Origin of the sequence: Tumebacillus lacus, assembly GCF_026410385.1 — a bacterium.
GTDB lineage: Bacteria > Bacillota > Bacilli > Tumebacillales > Tumebacillaceae > Tumebacillus > Tumebacillus lacus.
In genome coordinates this window covers 108556-124234 of sequence record NZ_JAPMLT010000005.1, presented here as the reverse complement: position 1 = coordinate 124234, position 15679 = coordinate 108556, and the positions used below count along the sequence as shown (strand labels likewise).

The following is a 15679-nucleotide window of genomic DNA, read 5'->3' as shown; positions in this document are numbered from 1 at the left end:
GCAAAAAGACCCCCGACGTCTCGGAGGTCTTTTTCTCTGTCGCTTCCCTTTACAGCACGATGCCGCGCTCTTTCAGGTTGCTCTCCATCGCACGCTTCATCTGCTCCAGCGAGTGAATCGCCTTTTGCAGGTCGCCTTGATCCTTGTATATGTCGCCGAGCAGCGAGTACGACTTGGCGATCTCGCGGGGCAGGTCGGCGATCTCGAACGTTTTCACCGACTGCTCCATAAAGTGGATCGCCGCCGCAAAGTCGCCTTGCTCCTTGCGGATCATCGAGTAGGTACGCAGGACATAGCCGCGCTCCAGATCCTCTTCCTTGAGCAGTTTGAGCGCCTCTTCGCAGTGATGCGCCGCGTCGTCGTACGATTTGTTCGCGAGGTGGATGCGCGCCATCTCGCCGTGCGTATGCGCCATCTTCTCCGCGTAGCCGTACTCTTGGTACTCGGTGAGGCACTCGGCCAGCGTGGTCAGCGCATCTTTCAACTCGCCGCTCTCGCCTTTGACGATGCCGTAGTTTTCTTTCACTTCAATCGACAGTTTGATGTTCTTCAAACCGCGATACAGCGAGATCGCATGCTGCGAATATTCGCTCGCCCGGTCAAACTCGCCCATCTCCTTATAGGTCTGGCCGAGATGGCGGTACAGGTCGGCAATCTTCTTGAAGTTCGCCGTGCCTTCCAGGTGCTTGTGCGCCTTCTCGTAGCTTTGCAGCGCGTCTTTTTGCTCGCCGAGGTAGGAGTATACCTGACCGATCATGCGCAGGATCTCCGCCGCAAGGAACGGATCGCGCTTGTCGAGCTTCTCCAGCAGGTCGAGCGCTTTTTGCCAATGGTAGATCGCGAGCGGGTAGTTGTGACGGCGCTCTTCGGCGATGCCGAGGTTTTTCAGCGCGAGGATCTGCATGTAGAGGTCTTTGCGAGTGGCAGCAGAGGACAAGACTTTATCAAAACCGTCCATCGCCTCATCCAGTCGGCCCAGTTCCAACTGGCAGACGGCGAGGTCATACTGAATCTCCGCCGAATGCAACTGCGGAATCGAGTCTTCCATCAGGTCTTGCAAGATCGGGATGGCGTCCGTATACTCCTCCGCCTCCATCATCGCCCTCGCCACCTTATACGTGGCGATCTGCTCGATTTGCATCTGCATATCGGTCAGGAAATATTCAATCGGAGTCTCCAGCTTTTCAGCGATCGCCTGCAGCAGTTTGTGCGACGGGTTTGCCTTGTCCGCTTCGATCTGGGAAATCATGCTCGGGGTGACCATCCCGGCCCCGAGATCACTTTGTGTCAGCCCTTTTTGAATCCGAAGTTCTTTTATCTTTTGTCCAAGTGTCGCTGGCATGTAAATCTCTCCTCTCGCAATCAGAGTTTGCGGTGGTTTCTTTGTCTCAAAACGAGTGTTGTTGTCGATGTCTGCGGATTTATGCCCTCTTTACCCGAACATTATTAACTGAGTTAATTCATTCTATACCTGAATATCCATTAATAGACCAGAAAATTCGTCGCGGGTGCAGATTGGCATTCATTAACAGTTAAGAGAAGAGAAAAGACTGTGCGCATTTTGGCACAGTCCGGTCCGGTCTGTCACGATCGCAATGCGGGCAGTTCTTCACGGATATAGCGCAGCAAGTCTTGCAACGTGCCTTGATGATCGAACGGCAGCTGCTCCTTGCCGGAAGTCTCCGCTTTTTCTTGAATCGCACAATCGGTAACCCAATACGTTTCCATCCCTATTTTACCAGCAATGAGATCCTCAAACGCATCATTACCGATCATTAAACATGATTCGGGCGTCACGCCGATTTTCTGTACGATCTCCAGATAATAATTTGGATTTGGCTTGCAGAAGTGGCTGTTTTCATACGTCGTCACCAGTTCGAACGGCAGACCGTCCACGCCGGCCCAACGCATCCGGTGCTCGGTGGCCGGGCGGGGAAACAGCGGGTTGGTCGCCAAAACGACGCGGTAGCCTTTGTCGACAGCCGCCTGCACGATCTCGCGGGCCAGCGGTGTCGGCTCGGAGAGGTGAGACAGCTCGCCAAACTCACCGGCGTAAAACTGCTCCACCAGCGGGAAAAAGTCTTCTTCGCGGGCGTTGACCGCTTCGAGGAAATGCTTTTTGAACACCGCCTCGTTGGTCAGCGACGGGTCGTCATTTTTGACCATCGCCTCCGTCGAACGCCACAGTTGGGCGATGAACGGCTCCGGGGCCATCAAGTGCGCGACGTGCGGGATCAGCTTTTTAAAATAACCTTTTGTGAAGGTGTCATTATCCATCGGCAGCAGCGTGCCGTCGAGGTCAAACAGCAAAGTCGTAACGGTACTCACTTGCGTTCAACTCCTCTTTTCTTTTGCTTATGTAAGGCCGGGGAAACCTTGTTGGCGCAGTGCTTCGAACACGACGATGGCGACCGCATTGGACAGGTTGAGCGAGCGGGCATCCGGCAAGATCGGGATGCGGATCGCCGTGTCCAGATTGGCGTCGATCAGCTCATCCGGCAAGCCCCGCGTCTCTTTGCCAAACACGAAAAAATCGTTCGGCCCGTACTCAAACTCCGTGTACGACTTTTCCGCCTTGGTCGTGGCATAGAAAAATCGTCCCTCCGGATACTTCGCCTGCAGGTCCGCAAAACTGTCGTGATAGTGCAGGTCGAGCAGATGCCAATAATCAAGCCCGGCTCGCTTCAGCTGTTTGTCATCCACTGAAAATCCGAGCGGGCGTACCAGATGCAACGTAATGCCTGTGCAAGAGCAAGTCCGTGAAACGTTGCCTGTGTTTGCCGGGATCTCTGGTTCGACGAGTACGATGTGCATATCAGGACTCCTCCTCATACGGCTCTTTGAACACACTCTAAGATAATAGCATACAAAAAGGGAACGCCCACCGCAAGGGTAAGGCGTCCCTTTATGAATCAACTTGTGAACATTTTAAGAGATATGCTTAAATTTCTGCAACTGCAGAGCTTCATAGTCTAATATCTTCGCTTCTTCCTGCACCCGTTCGAGATCGCTTTCCGGTATCTGTAAAAACACCTCGACGCATTTCGGGCAAAACTGCGTCCCTTTGTATTTCTCGATCTCTTCTCGGGCAAACGAGATCGGTCTCGCCGCCCGATACGGCCGATCGGACGTGATCGCGTCGAACGTGTCGGCGATCGCAAAGATGCGGGCCAAGAGCGGGATCTCTTCGCCGCGATATTCATTCGGATAACCTCGTCCGTCCCATCGCTCATGATGCGAGAGCACCACATCCCCGCCTTCTTGCAGGAACGAGATGTCTTTGACCATCAGCCAGCCCATGTGGGCGTGCTCCTTCATGATCACCCACTCTTCATCGGTCAGCGGGCCCGGCTTTTTCAAAATCGAGTCCGGCACGGCGATCTTGCCGATGTCGTGCAGCAGCGCACCCCATTCCAACTGCTGCAACAAACGTTTGTTCAGCCCCATCCGTCGTCCCATCAACAGCGAGTACTGCACCACGCGCTTGCAATGTCCGTTCGTTTCGTCGTCCTTGGCGGCGACTGCGTTTGCCAGCGCATTGAGCGAGCCGGAATACGAGCGAAACATCCGACGTCTGCTGTCGACCGCCGCATGCAACGCCAGCCCGAACGCCGCGCCGATCACCCCGTGCGCAATCGGTGCCAGCACAGGCCCCGGATAGAGAACCGTCCCTTTCAATGCGACCGTCAGTGCGCCAAGTCCCGTCCCCGCGAGGAATCCGGCGACCCCATACCACCCTCGTGATCTCCTCACATCTATTCGCCCCCCCACGATTTCTGCCTGTAGACTTAACCGTTAAATTTCGCAGAGGAGCCACCGGATTCCTTCTTTTTTATAAGAAAATTACGAAACTTAGAAGGTGTCCGGGAGTTGGAAGAACAGATACTGCGTGCGCGGCGTAAACGCGTAGGAGTCGCGATAATCCCAATAGCGGCGATGGCTGGCAATCGTGTGCGCGTTGACCAGCGGGCGGCCGTAGTAGTCAAAATCGACGACCACCGTGTTGTGCTGCCAGCGATTGTCGCCGTCCCAGTCGTAGCAGATGATATCCCCCACCTTCAGCTGGCGCGGGTCGCTCACCTGCACCGCTTTCAAGTCCCGCGGCAAGGCGAGGGCCAGCGAGTGCGCCACCGTCCACGAGTAGCTCCAGTTGTGGGTTTGGCCCTGCCAGCGGTACCACCAGCCGGACGACCGGCTTTGCGAGCCGATCATCGGCAGACCGCCTGCGTGGAGCACCTGCGAGATGTAGTTGGTGCAGTCGTTGCCCTCCATCTTTTTATATTGCGGGTTGTATCCGTTCCACCACAGCTCCGCGTACTTGAAGGCGCGCACCCGGTCATAGCGACCGCGAAACTCGCGGGCGTCCGGCTCTGCCCCGCTCTCCGGCACCGCCACCTCCTCCTGCCGTTGCAAAGCCGGGGCGGCCGTCTCGCGGTTGACGAGATCCTCGACGATCCGCCATTTGCCGCCGAACGGGATCAACGTCAGACGATGCAGCGTTTGCCGGGATTCGTGATCAAGCTCGCCTCCTTGTTCATAATAAAAGCGTACCGTCTCCAGCGCGTCGATCACCGCCCGCTCCCGAACTGCATCCCACTCGGCCGACAGGATGCGCACGTGCGTCTTCGCTTTGCAAAATTTGGCTTGGCGATGCGGCAGCGCACGGCGCAGAGATCGCACCTCTTGATAGGAAGCACAGTCGGCCGGCGTGCCCGCCAGATAAGCGAGCAGCACATCGTCGGCGTCGGTCAGCCAAGCGTGGTTTTTCTCCTTAAAAAAATGCTGAACGGTCTTCAGCCACTCAGACTGGTTCACGGGGAGGGTCCCTCCTTTGATGGGCAAATGCGCGCCCGCGTTCTCCTCCCTACCCTATGCCTTACCCCCTTTTACCTTTCCGACACCCGTGGTATACTATATAATGAAACGTGGTTTCACCTAATGAAACCCATCGAAGGGGTGGTTGACAATGGCCGGTGAACAAGAAAAAGGCACAGTGCGCGCCGTGGAACGCGCGTTGGACATCCTGCTCTGCTTTGCGGGAAGTGAAACGGAACTGGGACTGTCCGATATCGCCAAGCGCATCGGCTTGCACAAGAGCACCGTTCATCGCCTGCTTGCCTCCCTCGAAAGCAAAGGGTTCATCAGGCGTCACCCGCAGACGGAAAAATACCGCCTCGGCTGGAGTGTGCTGGAACTTGTGTCGAACGTCTACCAGTCGGATGACCTCTCCTCCATCGTCTCGCCGGAGATGACCCGGCTGCGCGACCTGTTGGGGGAGACGATCTCTTTGTACGTCCTCTCCGGTATCGAGCGCATCCGCATCCAAGCGATCGAAAGCAAGCAGCCGGTCCGCCGCGTCGCCAACGTCGGTCGACGGTTGCCGCTGTATGTGGGAGCGTCCGGCAAAGTTCTGCTCGCCTACTCCTCCGAGGAGCTGCTCGAAGAATTGATGACCGATTCCTCTTGGCCGCCGGAGTTGAGCCGCGATGAGTTCCGCCACGCGCTGCAGCAAGTGCGCGAGTCGGGCTACGCGGTCTCCATCGAAGAGCGCGAACCTGGCGCAGCTGCCGTCGCCGCCCCGATCCGGGGACGCAACGGCGAGGCCGTCGCCGCCCTCTCGATCTCCGGCCCGGTCGACCGCTTCACACCGGAAGCGGTCGAGCGATTCGCCCAGGAAGTGCGCAAATCCGCCGAGATGCTGACCAAGATGCTGTCTCACTAATCTGTGCAAAGTTAGGGCACAGTAGAGAGAAGAAGCGCTATCTGGCTCGGTTACATAGCCGTTCTCGCACCGCAGGCGACCTGTACCCCGCACCTGAGACTCCACACAACTGCACTTATTTTTTCGAAGAGGTGACCATCATGGAAAAGAAAACGATCGTCGTCATGGAAGGCGACCAAACCGGACAAGAACTGCTGGAAGAAGGCCTGCGCGTACTCGACCCGGCCCTGACCGGCGTCAACGTAGAATTCCTGCGCTTCGACCTGTCGCTGGAAAACCGCCGCGCGACCAAAAACGAAGTCGTACATGAAGCGGCTGCAGCAATGGTCGAGCATGGCTTCGGCTACAAAGCGGCGACCATCACGCCGGAAGTAAAAGGCGACGTCGGCTCTCCGAACGCGATTCTGCGCAAAGGCATCGACGGCACGGTCATCGTCCGCACCGGCCGCCGCATCCCGGGCATCACGCCGGTCGCAGGCGTATACGCTCCGATCTGCGTCGTCCGCATGGCGGTTGACGATGCTTACGGCGCGAAAGAATGGCGCGAAGGCGAAGGCACCGACGAGATCGCGTACCGCACCGAAAAGATCTCCCGCAAAGTCTGCCGCGGCGTGGCCGACTACGCGTTCCAACAGGCGCGCAAAATGAATGCGAAAGTGTTCGGCGGCCCGAAGTTCACCGTCTCCCCGGTGTATGAAGGCATGCTGAAAGAAGAGATGGACCTCGCAGCGAAAAACTACGCGGACGTGAAATACGACCCGCAGTTGATCGACGCGACCTACGCGCTGCTCCTGAACACCACCGGTGAGCCGCTGGTCATCCCGGCACTGAACCGCGACGGTGACTGCCTGTCCGACCTCGTCCTGCAAATGTACGGCTCCATCGCAGGTTCCGAGTCCCTGCTGCTGGCGTTTGACGAGAACGAAAACGTCAAGACCGTCATGGCGGAAGCACCGCACGGCACCGCACCGGGTCTGTTCGGCAAAAACGTCGCGAACCCGATGGCGATGATCCTGGCTGCTGCGTCGATGCTGACCTTCTTCAACGACAAGCAAGCAGACCTCGCATCCCGCGCGATCTACGAATCCACCCTCGAAGCGATCGTCGAAGGCGTCCGCACCGCCGACCTCGGCGGCTCCGCTTCCACCACCGACTTCACCGACGAAGTCATCCGCCGCATCAAAACCAAACTCGAAGTTTGGAAAGCGCTGGCGTAATTGAGCTTAAGAAATAGAAACGCCCGGCTCCTATATAGAAGCTGGGCGTTTTTTACATTTCTGTCTCCGTAGCAAGTCCAAAAGATTGAATCACTGCTACAATCTTTTCAATCAATTGCTCGGCGATCTCATCCGATGAATAACCGATTTCAATCGACTCTCCGTCATTATACGGAGCGATTGTAAACAGGCAATTACTCGTATAACTTTCAATCGTCACAGGATCCGTGCAACAGAAGATCTTTAAGATTCCATCATAACTCCAGACACTGGAAAAAAGATCATCAAACAGTTCTTCCGAGTACGGGTATGTGATAGTAAGTACCCCGTTTTCTAATAGATGAGAAGCCCCCGGATAAGACGCATATGCATGTGCCTCCCTTTCATCATTGATACGATAGAAAGTTTTTTTGCCTTTCTGCAACCGGTTCAACAATTCCATCAACAGATTATCCCATATTCGGCGATTGTTAAAGTATTTTAAAAGCATCGGCAAAGAGACTTCCAGCATGCGTTTTTCTCTGTTATTCCGAATCATTACTTTACGTATTTCCTGCAAAGACTCTCTGTTCAAAACGGATCACCTGCTCTGCTCTGCCTATTTTAATAACCTACTGAGTCCAACAGCACCTGCAACTCCGCCAACTATCCCGCCTACAAACCCACCTACCGCTGTGCCTGGTCCCGGGAACACCGCAGTCCCTACGGAACCTCCCGCCCAAGCGCCAACCTCCGCTCCGGCATAAGCACCTGCCCAACCAGCGGCGGCGGCTGTTGTTGCCTTAACAGTTTGAGTGCCTACTTTTCCTCCGTCAGCCTCGAAACCATTATAGATATTCGCGGCATCCATCACAATCCCGACACTGCCAAGCACTTTACCTCCAGTAGAAATACCGTTTGCAATTTGACTTGCATTTTTCGCAGCGTTATATGTGTTCTCAGAGATGGGTTTATGATCGAAGTCACTGACCAGCCGATTGCCTGGGTGCAGATTAGTATTTGCATTGAAGTGATAATAATCTGCCCCCTTATGAGGGGAATCTACCCGGAATGCCCAATCCCCTTTCGGTGCCCCCGTGACCTTATCTTTTCGTCCAGCAAGGTCATCCCTGATTTCTAATACAGATGCCCCGCGTTGCTGAGTAATAAAACTGTAACCCGTATGTTGCAAGGGGCTTTGGGTAGCAGTCGGGATCAATCCTTTTATTGCATCAGAATATGTCGATTTGCTTTGTTGCACGATCTTTCTCGCTTCATCAAGTGTGACGTCCGCTCCAATCGAAGCCCCCCTCCATCTGAGATCATCAGCCATTTTTGCTGCAGCATCCCGTCTCGCAGTGTCCCCATTTTTCACTGCATCCGCATAGACCTCTTTCATTGCAACCACTGCTTCGTTGAGCGCTTGCTTGTCCTGCTTATTAAATGCCTTGCTGACAGCCTCATTGTCTTTAAGCTGATCATACTTCCCGGTGACAGCCGCTTTGTATGGGTCACGGTCCGATATCACCTGTGTTGTGTTGCCGCTTTTATAAGTGATCTGCCCCGTTGATTTGTTGCCTGAAACTTCAGGTGTACTGTTCTGATTCACATATCGAACTTCCGAGTCGGGCATGTTCGAGATTCGCGGTGGATTTACTGGAGGCTTGTAAGAAGGCGAGTACCCATCCGTAACTTCGTGAGCATAAACCTTTCCCTTGTCTGGTGCCATATACTGACCCTTGTGTAATGATGTAGTCGCCGAAGAGGTAGCGGCTGCGATCCTTGCCTTCTCGCTAATCGTAAGGATCACGACCGCTGACGTTTTTGCGGCTGAAACAGACGTGGGAGTTGGGGTTGTCTTTTGGGTAGATTTCGTGATCGCAGTATTTGCCGAACTAGCACTGTTTGACGACTTGCTGGATGAATGACCGATGTTCGTTACAATTCCTTTGTCGGCTGAAATTCTTGGCATACTCCTCAAATCAAACACGATGATCCCCCTTTAGGATAATTTTGTTATAGGTGGAATTAATCGTCATTTTACTACTCCTTCGATAATCTTGTCAATAAATTTGAAAACCTGAGCCAAGGCTCAGGTTTTTTGTTAATGATACGCCCCACTCTTTTGAAAACTCCACTGCCCCATCCCCCAAAGCACAGTGCCCATAACGAGCGTCGGGAGCGAGTGTTGCAGGACGAGATCGAGCGGCAACAGCTCTTGGTTAAACAGGTACACGTTCAACAACGGGATCAACTTCCCGCCCGTCAAGATCTGCATCCCCGCGTAGCAGAACGCGACGCTGAGCGACCAGCCGGTGCGACGGAGGAGGGTCATCGCGAAAAAGCCGAGACCCGCGTAGAAATAGCATTCTGCGAGCAGTTGCACAAACAGCGACAGCGAAAAGTCGATCACACCGACGACCCACGCCGTCAGCATCGCATAGCCGAGGAAAAAGACGGCCGCCCGTGCGATGCCGAGGGAGAACCGCGACACCGGGTAGGAGAAAATCGTCTCCCCGCCCGGCTCTTCCAGCACGTCTTGGAAGAGAAAGATGCTCCACCATGCTGCAAACAGCGGCCAGATGAACTCCAACGCCGGGATCAACTGCCTCAGCGAGCCCCTCATCAGCGGCTCGAACAGCGTCATCACGACGGCGACGATCAGCGGAACATAGGCGGCGGTACCCATGACGCGCCAGTCGAAGCGCAGATCAAACCGCATCGCCGTTCTCATGACGCATCCCGCCTCATCGCGTACAGATAGCCGTCCTCCAGCGTCGGAGCCGCGCAGACCGCTCCCGGCGGCGGCGTGTCGGCGAGGATGCGCAGGCGGTAGCGGTCGCCGAGGCGATGGGAGGCGATCACGTCGTACGCCTCCGCGACTTCATAGAAGTCCTGCTGCGGCACGGTCAGCACCCATACTTTGCCCGTCGCCAATCCGCCGAGACGGTCGATGCTCCCCTGTTCCACCAGCCGCCCTTTGTGGAGGATCGCGGCCCGGTCGCAAGTCGCTTCGATGTCCTCGACGATATGGGTGGAGATCAGCACGATCTTGTCCCGTCCGAGGGAGCGCAGGAGACGGCGAAACCGAATGCGCTCCTCCGGGTCAAGCCCCGCTGTCGGTTCGTCGACGACGACGAGCCGCGGATCGCCGAGCAGCGCTTGGGCGATGCCGACGCGGCGCACCATGCCGCCGGAGAGCTGCCCCATTTTTTTCTTGCGGTGCTCCGTCAGGTTGACCTGTTCGAGGATCGTCTCGATCTCCCGTCTGCGGTCACCCACCCCTTTGAGCACGGCGACGTGATCCAGCACCTCCTCGACGCGGATGTGTTTGTACAGGGCAAATTTTTGCGGGAGATATCCTGTGATCCGCCGCACATCGTCGGCCTGCTTCCAACTGACCGACCCGAGGCGAATCTCACCTTCCGTCGCCGGGAGCAGCGTGGTCAGGACGCGCATCAACGTCGTCTTTCCCGCACCGTTTGGGCCGAGCAGCCCGTACATGCCAGGTGTGATCTCCAGCGAGACATCGTTCAGCGCGGTGTGTTTGTCGTATTTTTTAACCAGTCGGTCGATGATCAGGTTGTCCATCGGTAAGCATCCCCCTCCTATTTTTTCTCCAGCAGACCGAGCATGCGCGGCCAGTCCACCGGCGTGCCGCCGTTCATCTCCGCCAGCCAGGCGCGGAAAAAGGCTTGCATCTCCGCTCGGTCGTGCATGTGTTGATCGAGATAGCTGATCAATTTCCGCGTATTTTCTGAGCCTTCTTTGTTTTTCACCCGCAGATCGTCTTCTGCTACAATCTTGAGGGGCGGTCTGTCGTTCGCCCGATACCACCCGTTCCTCGTCCCGTACCCATACAGATACGCCCGTTGAAACAGCATCCGCATCTCGCCGCTCTGCGCCAGATACTCGGGCGTGCGCACCGCTTCGTTCAGAGCGGACGAAGCGATCAGATACCGGTCGGCAAACAGCCCCCCGTGGTTGAACATCTGCGTCACGCTGACGATGCTGTGATCCCCGAGGTGCCACTCCAGATCCGGGTCGGACACCGTCTCGCGGGGCACAGAGAGAAAGAACACCTGCGACGCCGCCTCCCGTTCAGGCAGGCCGAGGTCCCGTTCGATCTCACTCCGATATGCCGCTTGGTCCCGCAAAAAGCCGGGCACCTGCGCGGCCCCCCGATAAAACGAATCGGGCAGCACCACCCGCGTCCCGCCGACCATCCGCTCCGTCAGCGGCCCGGCCGTCACCGTCAACCCGTTCGGAGCCTTGCCGCTCCCGGTGAGGTTGGTATACATCGGCTGTGGCCCGTCATAGCGCAACGAGTAGGAGACCTCCCGCTCCGGAGCCTGCCCGTACAGCTCGTCTGGCCCGTTACGAATCAGATCCGCTCCCCGAAGCGTCATCGCCTGTCGCGACCCTTCCTGCGGATACCACGGAAAATACGCCGGGAGGAGCACCGCCTGCTCGTTGGCAAAAAACGCCGGAGACGAGATCCCCGCATACGACACTCGCACGTTCTGCACCTGCCCCTCCGCCACCGTCTCTGCAAACGTCACCCGCACCTGATCCTCCCGCTGCTCAAACGCGGCCGCCTTCCCTTGCACCTTCACGTCCCGCACCCGCAACTGATGATAGAGCGTAAACACGATCTCGCGCACCGCACGCTCCGGCACCACTTCCATCGTCACATCGGCCTGCAACAGCCGATGTGTCCGCAGATCGATGTCATACGCCGTGATCCGGTACGAGTCGTCCGCCGCAAACGCCGGCTGCCCGTGATCCCGGTAGTACAGCCAGTCGTTTCGTTGCACCGAATCCGCTTCATATCTCGTGTTCACCACCTGCGACTCCTGGTTGTACAGCACGAGCAACGGAATGGCCAGCACCAGCGGCACGAGCAGCACCGCGCCCCGTCGCTTCAAGGCGAGCAGCAGCAGGCACACCGCAACCAGCAACCACACCCCTTTTTGCACCCAGCGGCGGATCTCCATCGGCAGCCCGTACACCGGATCATACGGCGCGTTCGGATCGGTCTGCCCGAGGTTGAGCCACGCGAGCGGCGCGGTGAGATCGACGGCAAACGTCACCATCGCCTGTTCCATCAGCGACAGATTGAACGGCCCGATCAGCACCCAGATCGCGGCGAAGAGCAGATACACCAGCCGCGACTTGACCCAGATCCCGACGGCCATCCCGATCAGCCCCGCGATCACAAACGGCACCGCCCAGTACAACAGCAGATACGCTGTCGCTCGCCCGTAAAACACGCCCGGCACCTCCCGCCAAGCAAACAATGCAAACACCGCCCACAGCGACAGCGCGAGAAAAGCTGCCACCATCGTCAGCAGAGCAAGCACTTTCCCGCCCGCCTTGCTGCTCGGTCCCGCAGGCAGGACGCCAAACACTTCCTCCGCCGCATCGGCCTGCTCCCGCCGGATCAACGCGAGACCTGCCACCAGTGAGACGAAGATCCCGCCTGCGACGATAAAGGCGGTCGCGTGCAACGCGAGGCCCGGATCGTCTGTCCCCATCCGGCTGAAAAACTGAATTCCGACCATCGCCAGCCCGAGAGCGAGCATGATCCATGTCCACCTGCTGCGCGTGATGAGCCGTAATTCAATCTTCCATGAACTGATCCATGAACGGGTCCCTTTTCCCATGATGCGTCCCTCCTTTGAAGTGAGAAAGAGAGAAGCCCCCTTGCCCACTCCTCTCTTTCCGTTCGTTTCTTCTGCCCTCTATTTCAAAGCACTCGTGTCTGTCACGAATTACGCATTAATAGACGGAATACCCGCTGCCGTTGCATCCGGTCGCATACGCACCGTCCGGATCGAGGTGGTGATAGAAGTTTCCTGCCGCCACCGAGTTGGAGAACGACTGGGTCGCACCAGGGCTCAACGCGACGCCGCCGACGCGGGTGTCCGGGCCGGTGATGCTCTGGTACAGTTCGCTCCAGAGCACGTTGGTCGAGGAGGCGTTGTTGGTGCCTTGCGACTGGATCGTGCCATAGTCGGCCGAGATGATGTTGCCGTCTACACCGGACGAGGTGGAGCTGATCGACACAGACGAGGTCACCGCATAGGCCGAGCCACCCATCATCATTGCAGCTGCCAGTCCAGAAATCAGGATCTTCTTCATCTTTCATCTCTCCTTTTTGAGGTCTATTGGCGGAGGCCCACAGGTCTTCCGTAACAGACGCGCCGTTTCTGTCCGTGTCCTTCGAACCCTGCCTCCTGACTCATTTATACTGTAATAATTCATAACAAACAAAGACTATTAGCACTTATGACAGTTCATTGTGTCCTGATAGAATCTCACTACTAGGGGGATTCATCGGGGTTCTCAGCAAAAGTGAGCGACACTAACATTTCGATTGAATGGAGGCCTGATTCTATGCTTGGGGAAAAGATTCGCACGCTCAGATTGCAAAAAAATATGTCACAGGATGCTGCCAGCAGCGGCATCTGCTCCCGCAGCATGCTCAGTCATATCGAGACAGGACGCACGCTTCCATCCCTTGATCTGCTAAAAAAGCTCTGTGCTCGCCTCGGCGTGACGCTGCGCGACATCCACGACAGCCCGGCCGCCCGAGACGACACCTCCACCCAACTCGACCATCTGCACGAACTGCTCGCCTACAAAGACTACGAAGCGCTGATCCGCCAGAGCAAGGAGATCCTCCGCCGCAAACAGATCCAATCGGAGCCGCTTGCGCATCTCGACTGTCTGCGCCTGCTCGGACTCGGCCTGTACCACCAAAAGCGCTGTCACGAGGCGCGCGAACAGTTTGCCGCCGCCGCCCGCATCGCCGAGCAGTCCTGCCTGATCCCGCAGCGCATCTCCGCCTTGACCCACCTCGGAAGCGTTCATGCCGAACTGGGAGACCCTCACCTCGCGCTCGACTGCCTGCAGCAGGCTGAAGAGCTGACCCTGATCTTCCCTCCCGATCCGCGCATTCATATCCACCTGCTCTCCCGCCTCTCCCACCAGCACCTCGCGCTCGGCTCCCTCCACCGTGCGATCCAATATACCCGGCAAGCGATGTTTCTCGGTGAAAAAACGGGCATCTACGAATGCGGCGGCCATCTGCTGACCACGCTCGGCCAGATCAAATCCCGGCAAAAAAAATGGCAGGCTGCCATCGCCTGCTTTGAACGCGCTTTAAAATTTTTCGAGTTTCTCGACGATCCGGACGGCATCGCCGCTTCCCGCCTCCATCTCGCCGCCGCCCGCGACGCACTCAGCGTTCGGGCTGCCTGATTTCCCCTCGATAACGCGCACCCTTCCCTCCCGTTTCATATGCTGGCAGAAAGGACAGCCAAGAAACGGAGGTGACCCTTTATGGCTGACAACAAAGGCGGCAACAACAAGCCAAAAGTCGGCGGGTTTATGAATGAACTGTGGAAAGAGCTGACGAAACCGCCGCGCTGGGCCCATGTGCAAAAGCCCGGCAGCGGCAATGAAAAGAAGGAGGACGGAAAAAAGGAGGAGGCTGACGCTTCGAAAAAGCCGAGGAAGCGTCAGCCTCCCTCCTGGTGGTCCTGGTCCCAGTCGGACGGCGTGCCCCGGCGCAAACACCGCCAGCGGCGCCCGTCCCGACCGGACGCACATCGTGCCACCGGTTCGCGAGCCCGCACAAAAGCGGCCGGCTCCCGCAAGCCGACCCGCAAAAGCAGCCCCGTCCCGATCTCCAAAAGCCGGGGCGATGTCGGCAGCAAAGCCCCGGAGGCGCTGTCGCAGATCCACTCGCAGATTCGCCGTCACGGTTTTGCCCCGAACGTGCTCAAACAGTACGGCTTGACCGCGACCAAGGTCGAACCGTTCGGCCCGGTGTTGCGCTTGCGGACCAATCAAGGCCTGATCGCCTTGAAAAAAACCCACCTTTCCCCCAAACAAATTCAGTTCCTGAACGGTGCCTTTCACCATCTGGAAGGCAATCAGTTCACCAAATTCGCCCCTTTCCTGCAGACGGCTGACGGCCAGCCGTACGGCATGGTCGGCGGCGAGACCTATTATGCCACCCGTTGGTTGCGCGGACAGGAGGTTGATTTTCGCTCCTTTCCGCAGTTGGCGATGGCCTCGCGCACGTTGGCGGAGTTTCACGAAGCGTCGCGGGGGTATGCGCCCAGCCAGCGTCCGCCCGCGATCTTTGACATGGTCGACCGCTTTGCCGACCGCCGGGAAGAGCTGATCGAGTGGAAGCAGCGGGCCAAACAAAAAAGACGCCCGGACGGCGTCGATGAGTTCTTTTTGCAACATGTCGATCTGTATCTGGGTCAGTGTGACCGCGCCCTTGCGATGCTGAGAAGACCGGAGATCCGCGCTCAACTGCTGTTTGAAGAGGAGGACCCCTGCCTCTGTCACCTCGACCTGACGCCGTACAACATGGTGTTCACGCACAATCGGCAGGTCGCGCTGATCGATCTCGACTTTTGCACCTATGGTCCGCGCACGCTCGACCTCGCGCATCTGATGCGTCGCGCCCTGCAGCGGCAGGAATGGAACGAGGACGTGGCGTGGCATTGCCTCGTCAACTACAACGCGCTGCGGATGCTGAACCGGGCGGAGTATCGGATCGTGCTCGGGCTGTTGACCTTTCCGCATCGCTTCTGGCGGATCGCCTATGAACACTACGACATCGGGCATGATCCGCATCACCTCGGCTATTTCCAACTCTGTGAGGCGGAAGAGGCGAAACGGCAAGCGTTTTTGGCGCGATTTGCCCGTCAGATCGACCGGATGGGCTAATACCCCG

15 protein-coding genes are annotated in these 15679 nt (G+C 57.2%); 4 read left to right on the top strand and 11 right to left on the bottom strand.

Annotation, left to right across the window (positions count from 1 at the left end):
- Nucleotides 1-49 precede the first annotated feature (49 nt).
- From OS242_RS11695 to OS242_RS11675, 5 genes are all read right to left on the bottom strand, one after another.
- Entirely contained in the window at nucleotides 50-1342 is a 1293-nt protein-coding gene (locus OS242_RS11695; RefSeq protein ID WP_267151876.1) for a tetratricopeptide repeat protein, read from the bottom strand.
- A gap of 242 nt (nucleotides 1343-1584) precedes the next feature.
- The gene (locus tag OS242_RS11690; RefSeq protein ID WP_267151875.1) at nucleotides 1585-2328 is read right to left on the bottom strand and encodes an HAD family hydrolase; all 744 of its coding nucleotides are present in this window, start codon (nucleotides 2326-2328) and stop codon (nucleotides 1585-1587) included.
- Nucleotides 2329-2355: 27 nt separating this feature from the next.
- On the bottom strand, nucleotides 2356-2814 hold the full coding sequence (gene trmL / locus OS242_RS11685; protein WP_267151874.1) for a tRNA (uridine(34)/cytosine(34)/5-carboxymethylaminomethyluridine(34)-2'-O)-methyltransferase TrmL: 459 nt from the start codon (nucleotides 2812-2814) through the stop codon (nucleotides 2356-2358).
- 114 nt (nucleotides 2815-2928) lie between these two features.
- Nucleotides 2929-3753 carry an HD-GYP domain-containing protein gene (locus OS242_RS11680; protein ID WP_267151873.1) on the bottom strand — a complete coding sequence of 275 codons (825 nt, stop codon included), beginning with the start codon at nucleotides 3751-3753 and terminating at the stop codon, nucleotides 2929-2931.
- 99 nt (nucleotides 3754-3852) lie between these two features.
- On the bottom strand, nucleotides 3853-4815 hold the full coding sequence (locus OS242_RS11675; protein WP_267151872.1) for an amidase domain-containing protein: 963 nt from the start codon (nucleotides 4813-4815) through the stop codon (nucleotides 3853-3855).
- Nucleotides 4816-4966: 151 nt separating this feature from the next.
- On the opposite strand from OS242_RS11675, the gene OS242_RS11670 reads away from it, so the two are divergent.
- Both OS242_RS11670 and OS242_RS11665 read left to right on the top strand, forming a co-directional pair.
- The gene (locus OS242_RS11670; protein ID WP_267151871.1) at nucleotides 4967-5722 is read left to right on the top strand and encodes an IclR family transcriptional regulator; all 756 of its coding nucleotides are present in this window, start codon (nucleotides 4967-4969) and stop codon (nucleotides 5720-5722) included.
- A gap of 140 nt (nucleotides 5723-5862) precedes the next feature.
- Nucleotides 5863-6939, top strand: coding sequence for an isocitrate/isopropylmalate family dehydrogenase (locus tag OS242_RS11665; RefSeq protein WP_267151870.1), 1077 nt, complete (start codon nucleotides 5863-5865; stop codon nucleotides 6937-6939).
- Nucleotides 6940-6991: 52 nt separating this feature from the next.
- Here OS242_RS11665 and OS242_RS11660 read toward each other — a convergent pair whose 3' ends face one another.
- The 6 genes from OS242_RS11660 to OS242_RS11635 form a co-directional block, all read right to left on the bottom strand.
- A complete protein-coding gene (locus OS242_RS11660; RefSeq protein ID WP_267151869.1) occupies nucleotides 6992-7513 on the bottom strand; it encodes a hypothetical protein in 522 nt (173 codons plus the stop codon).
- A 24-nt stretch (nucleotides 7514-7537) separates the two neighbouring features.
- Nucleotides 7538-8527 (bottom strand): hypothetical protein, encoded by a 990-nt coding sequence (locus tag OS242_RS11655; protein WP_267151868.1) that lies wholly within the window; start codon nucleotides 8525-8527, stop codon nucleotides 7538-7540.
- 495 nt (nucleotides 8528-9022) lie between these two features.
- Nucleotides 9023-9652 (bottom strand): hypothetical protein, encoded by a 630-nt coding sequence (locus OS242_RS11650; RefSeq protein WP_267151867.1) that lies wholly within the window; start codon nucleotides 9650-9652, stop codon nucleotides 9023-9025.
- Nucleotides 9649-10509 carry an ABC transporter ATP-binding protein gene (locus OS242_RS11645; RefSeq protein ID WP_267151866.1) on the bottom strand — a complete coding sequence of 287 codons (861 nt, stop codon included), beginning with the start codon at nucleotides 10507-10509 and terminating at the stop codon, nucleotides 9649-9651. The genes OS242_RS11650 and OS242_RS11645 overlap by 4 nt, the downstream gene beginning before the upstream one ends.
- A 17-nt stretch (nucleotides 10510-10526) precedes the next feature.
- Nucleotides 10527-12584, bottom strand: coding sequence for an ABC transporter permease (locus OS242_RS11640; protein ID WP_267151865.1), 2058 nt, complete (start codon nucleotides 12582-12584; stop codon nucleotides 10527-10529).
- A gap of 115 nt (nucleotides 12585-12699) precedes the next feature.
- Entirely contained in the window at nucleotides 12700-13062 is a 363-nt protein-coding gene (locus OS242_RS11635; protein WP_267151864.1) for a hypothetical protein, read from the bottom strand.
- Nucleotides 13063-13317: 255 nt separating this feature from the next.
- Between OS242_RS11635 and OS242_RS11630 the strand changes: the two genes are divergently transcribed.
- Together OS242_RS11630 and OS242_RS11625 are read left to right on the top strand one after the other, a co-directional pair.
- Entirely contained in the window at nucleotides 13318-14184 is an 867-nt protein-coding gene (locus tag OS242_RS11630; protein WP_267151863.1) for a helix-turn-helix transcriptional regulator, read from the top strand.
- 81 nt (nucleotides 14185-14265) lie between these two features.
- Nucleotides 14266-15672, top strand: a complete 1407-nt coding sequence (locus tag OS242_RS11625) for a CotS family spore coat protein (protein WP_267151862.1) — start codon at nucleotides 14266-14268, stop codon at nucleotides 15670-15672.
- Nucleotides 15673-15679: the final 7 nt, after the last annotated feature.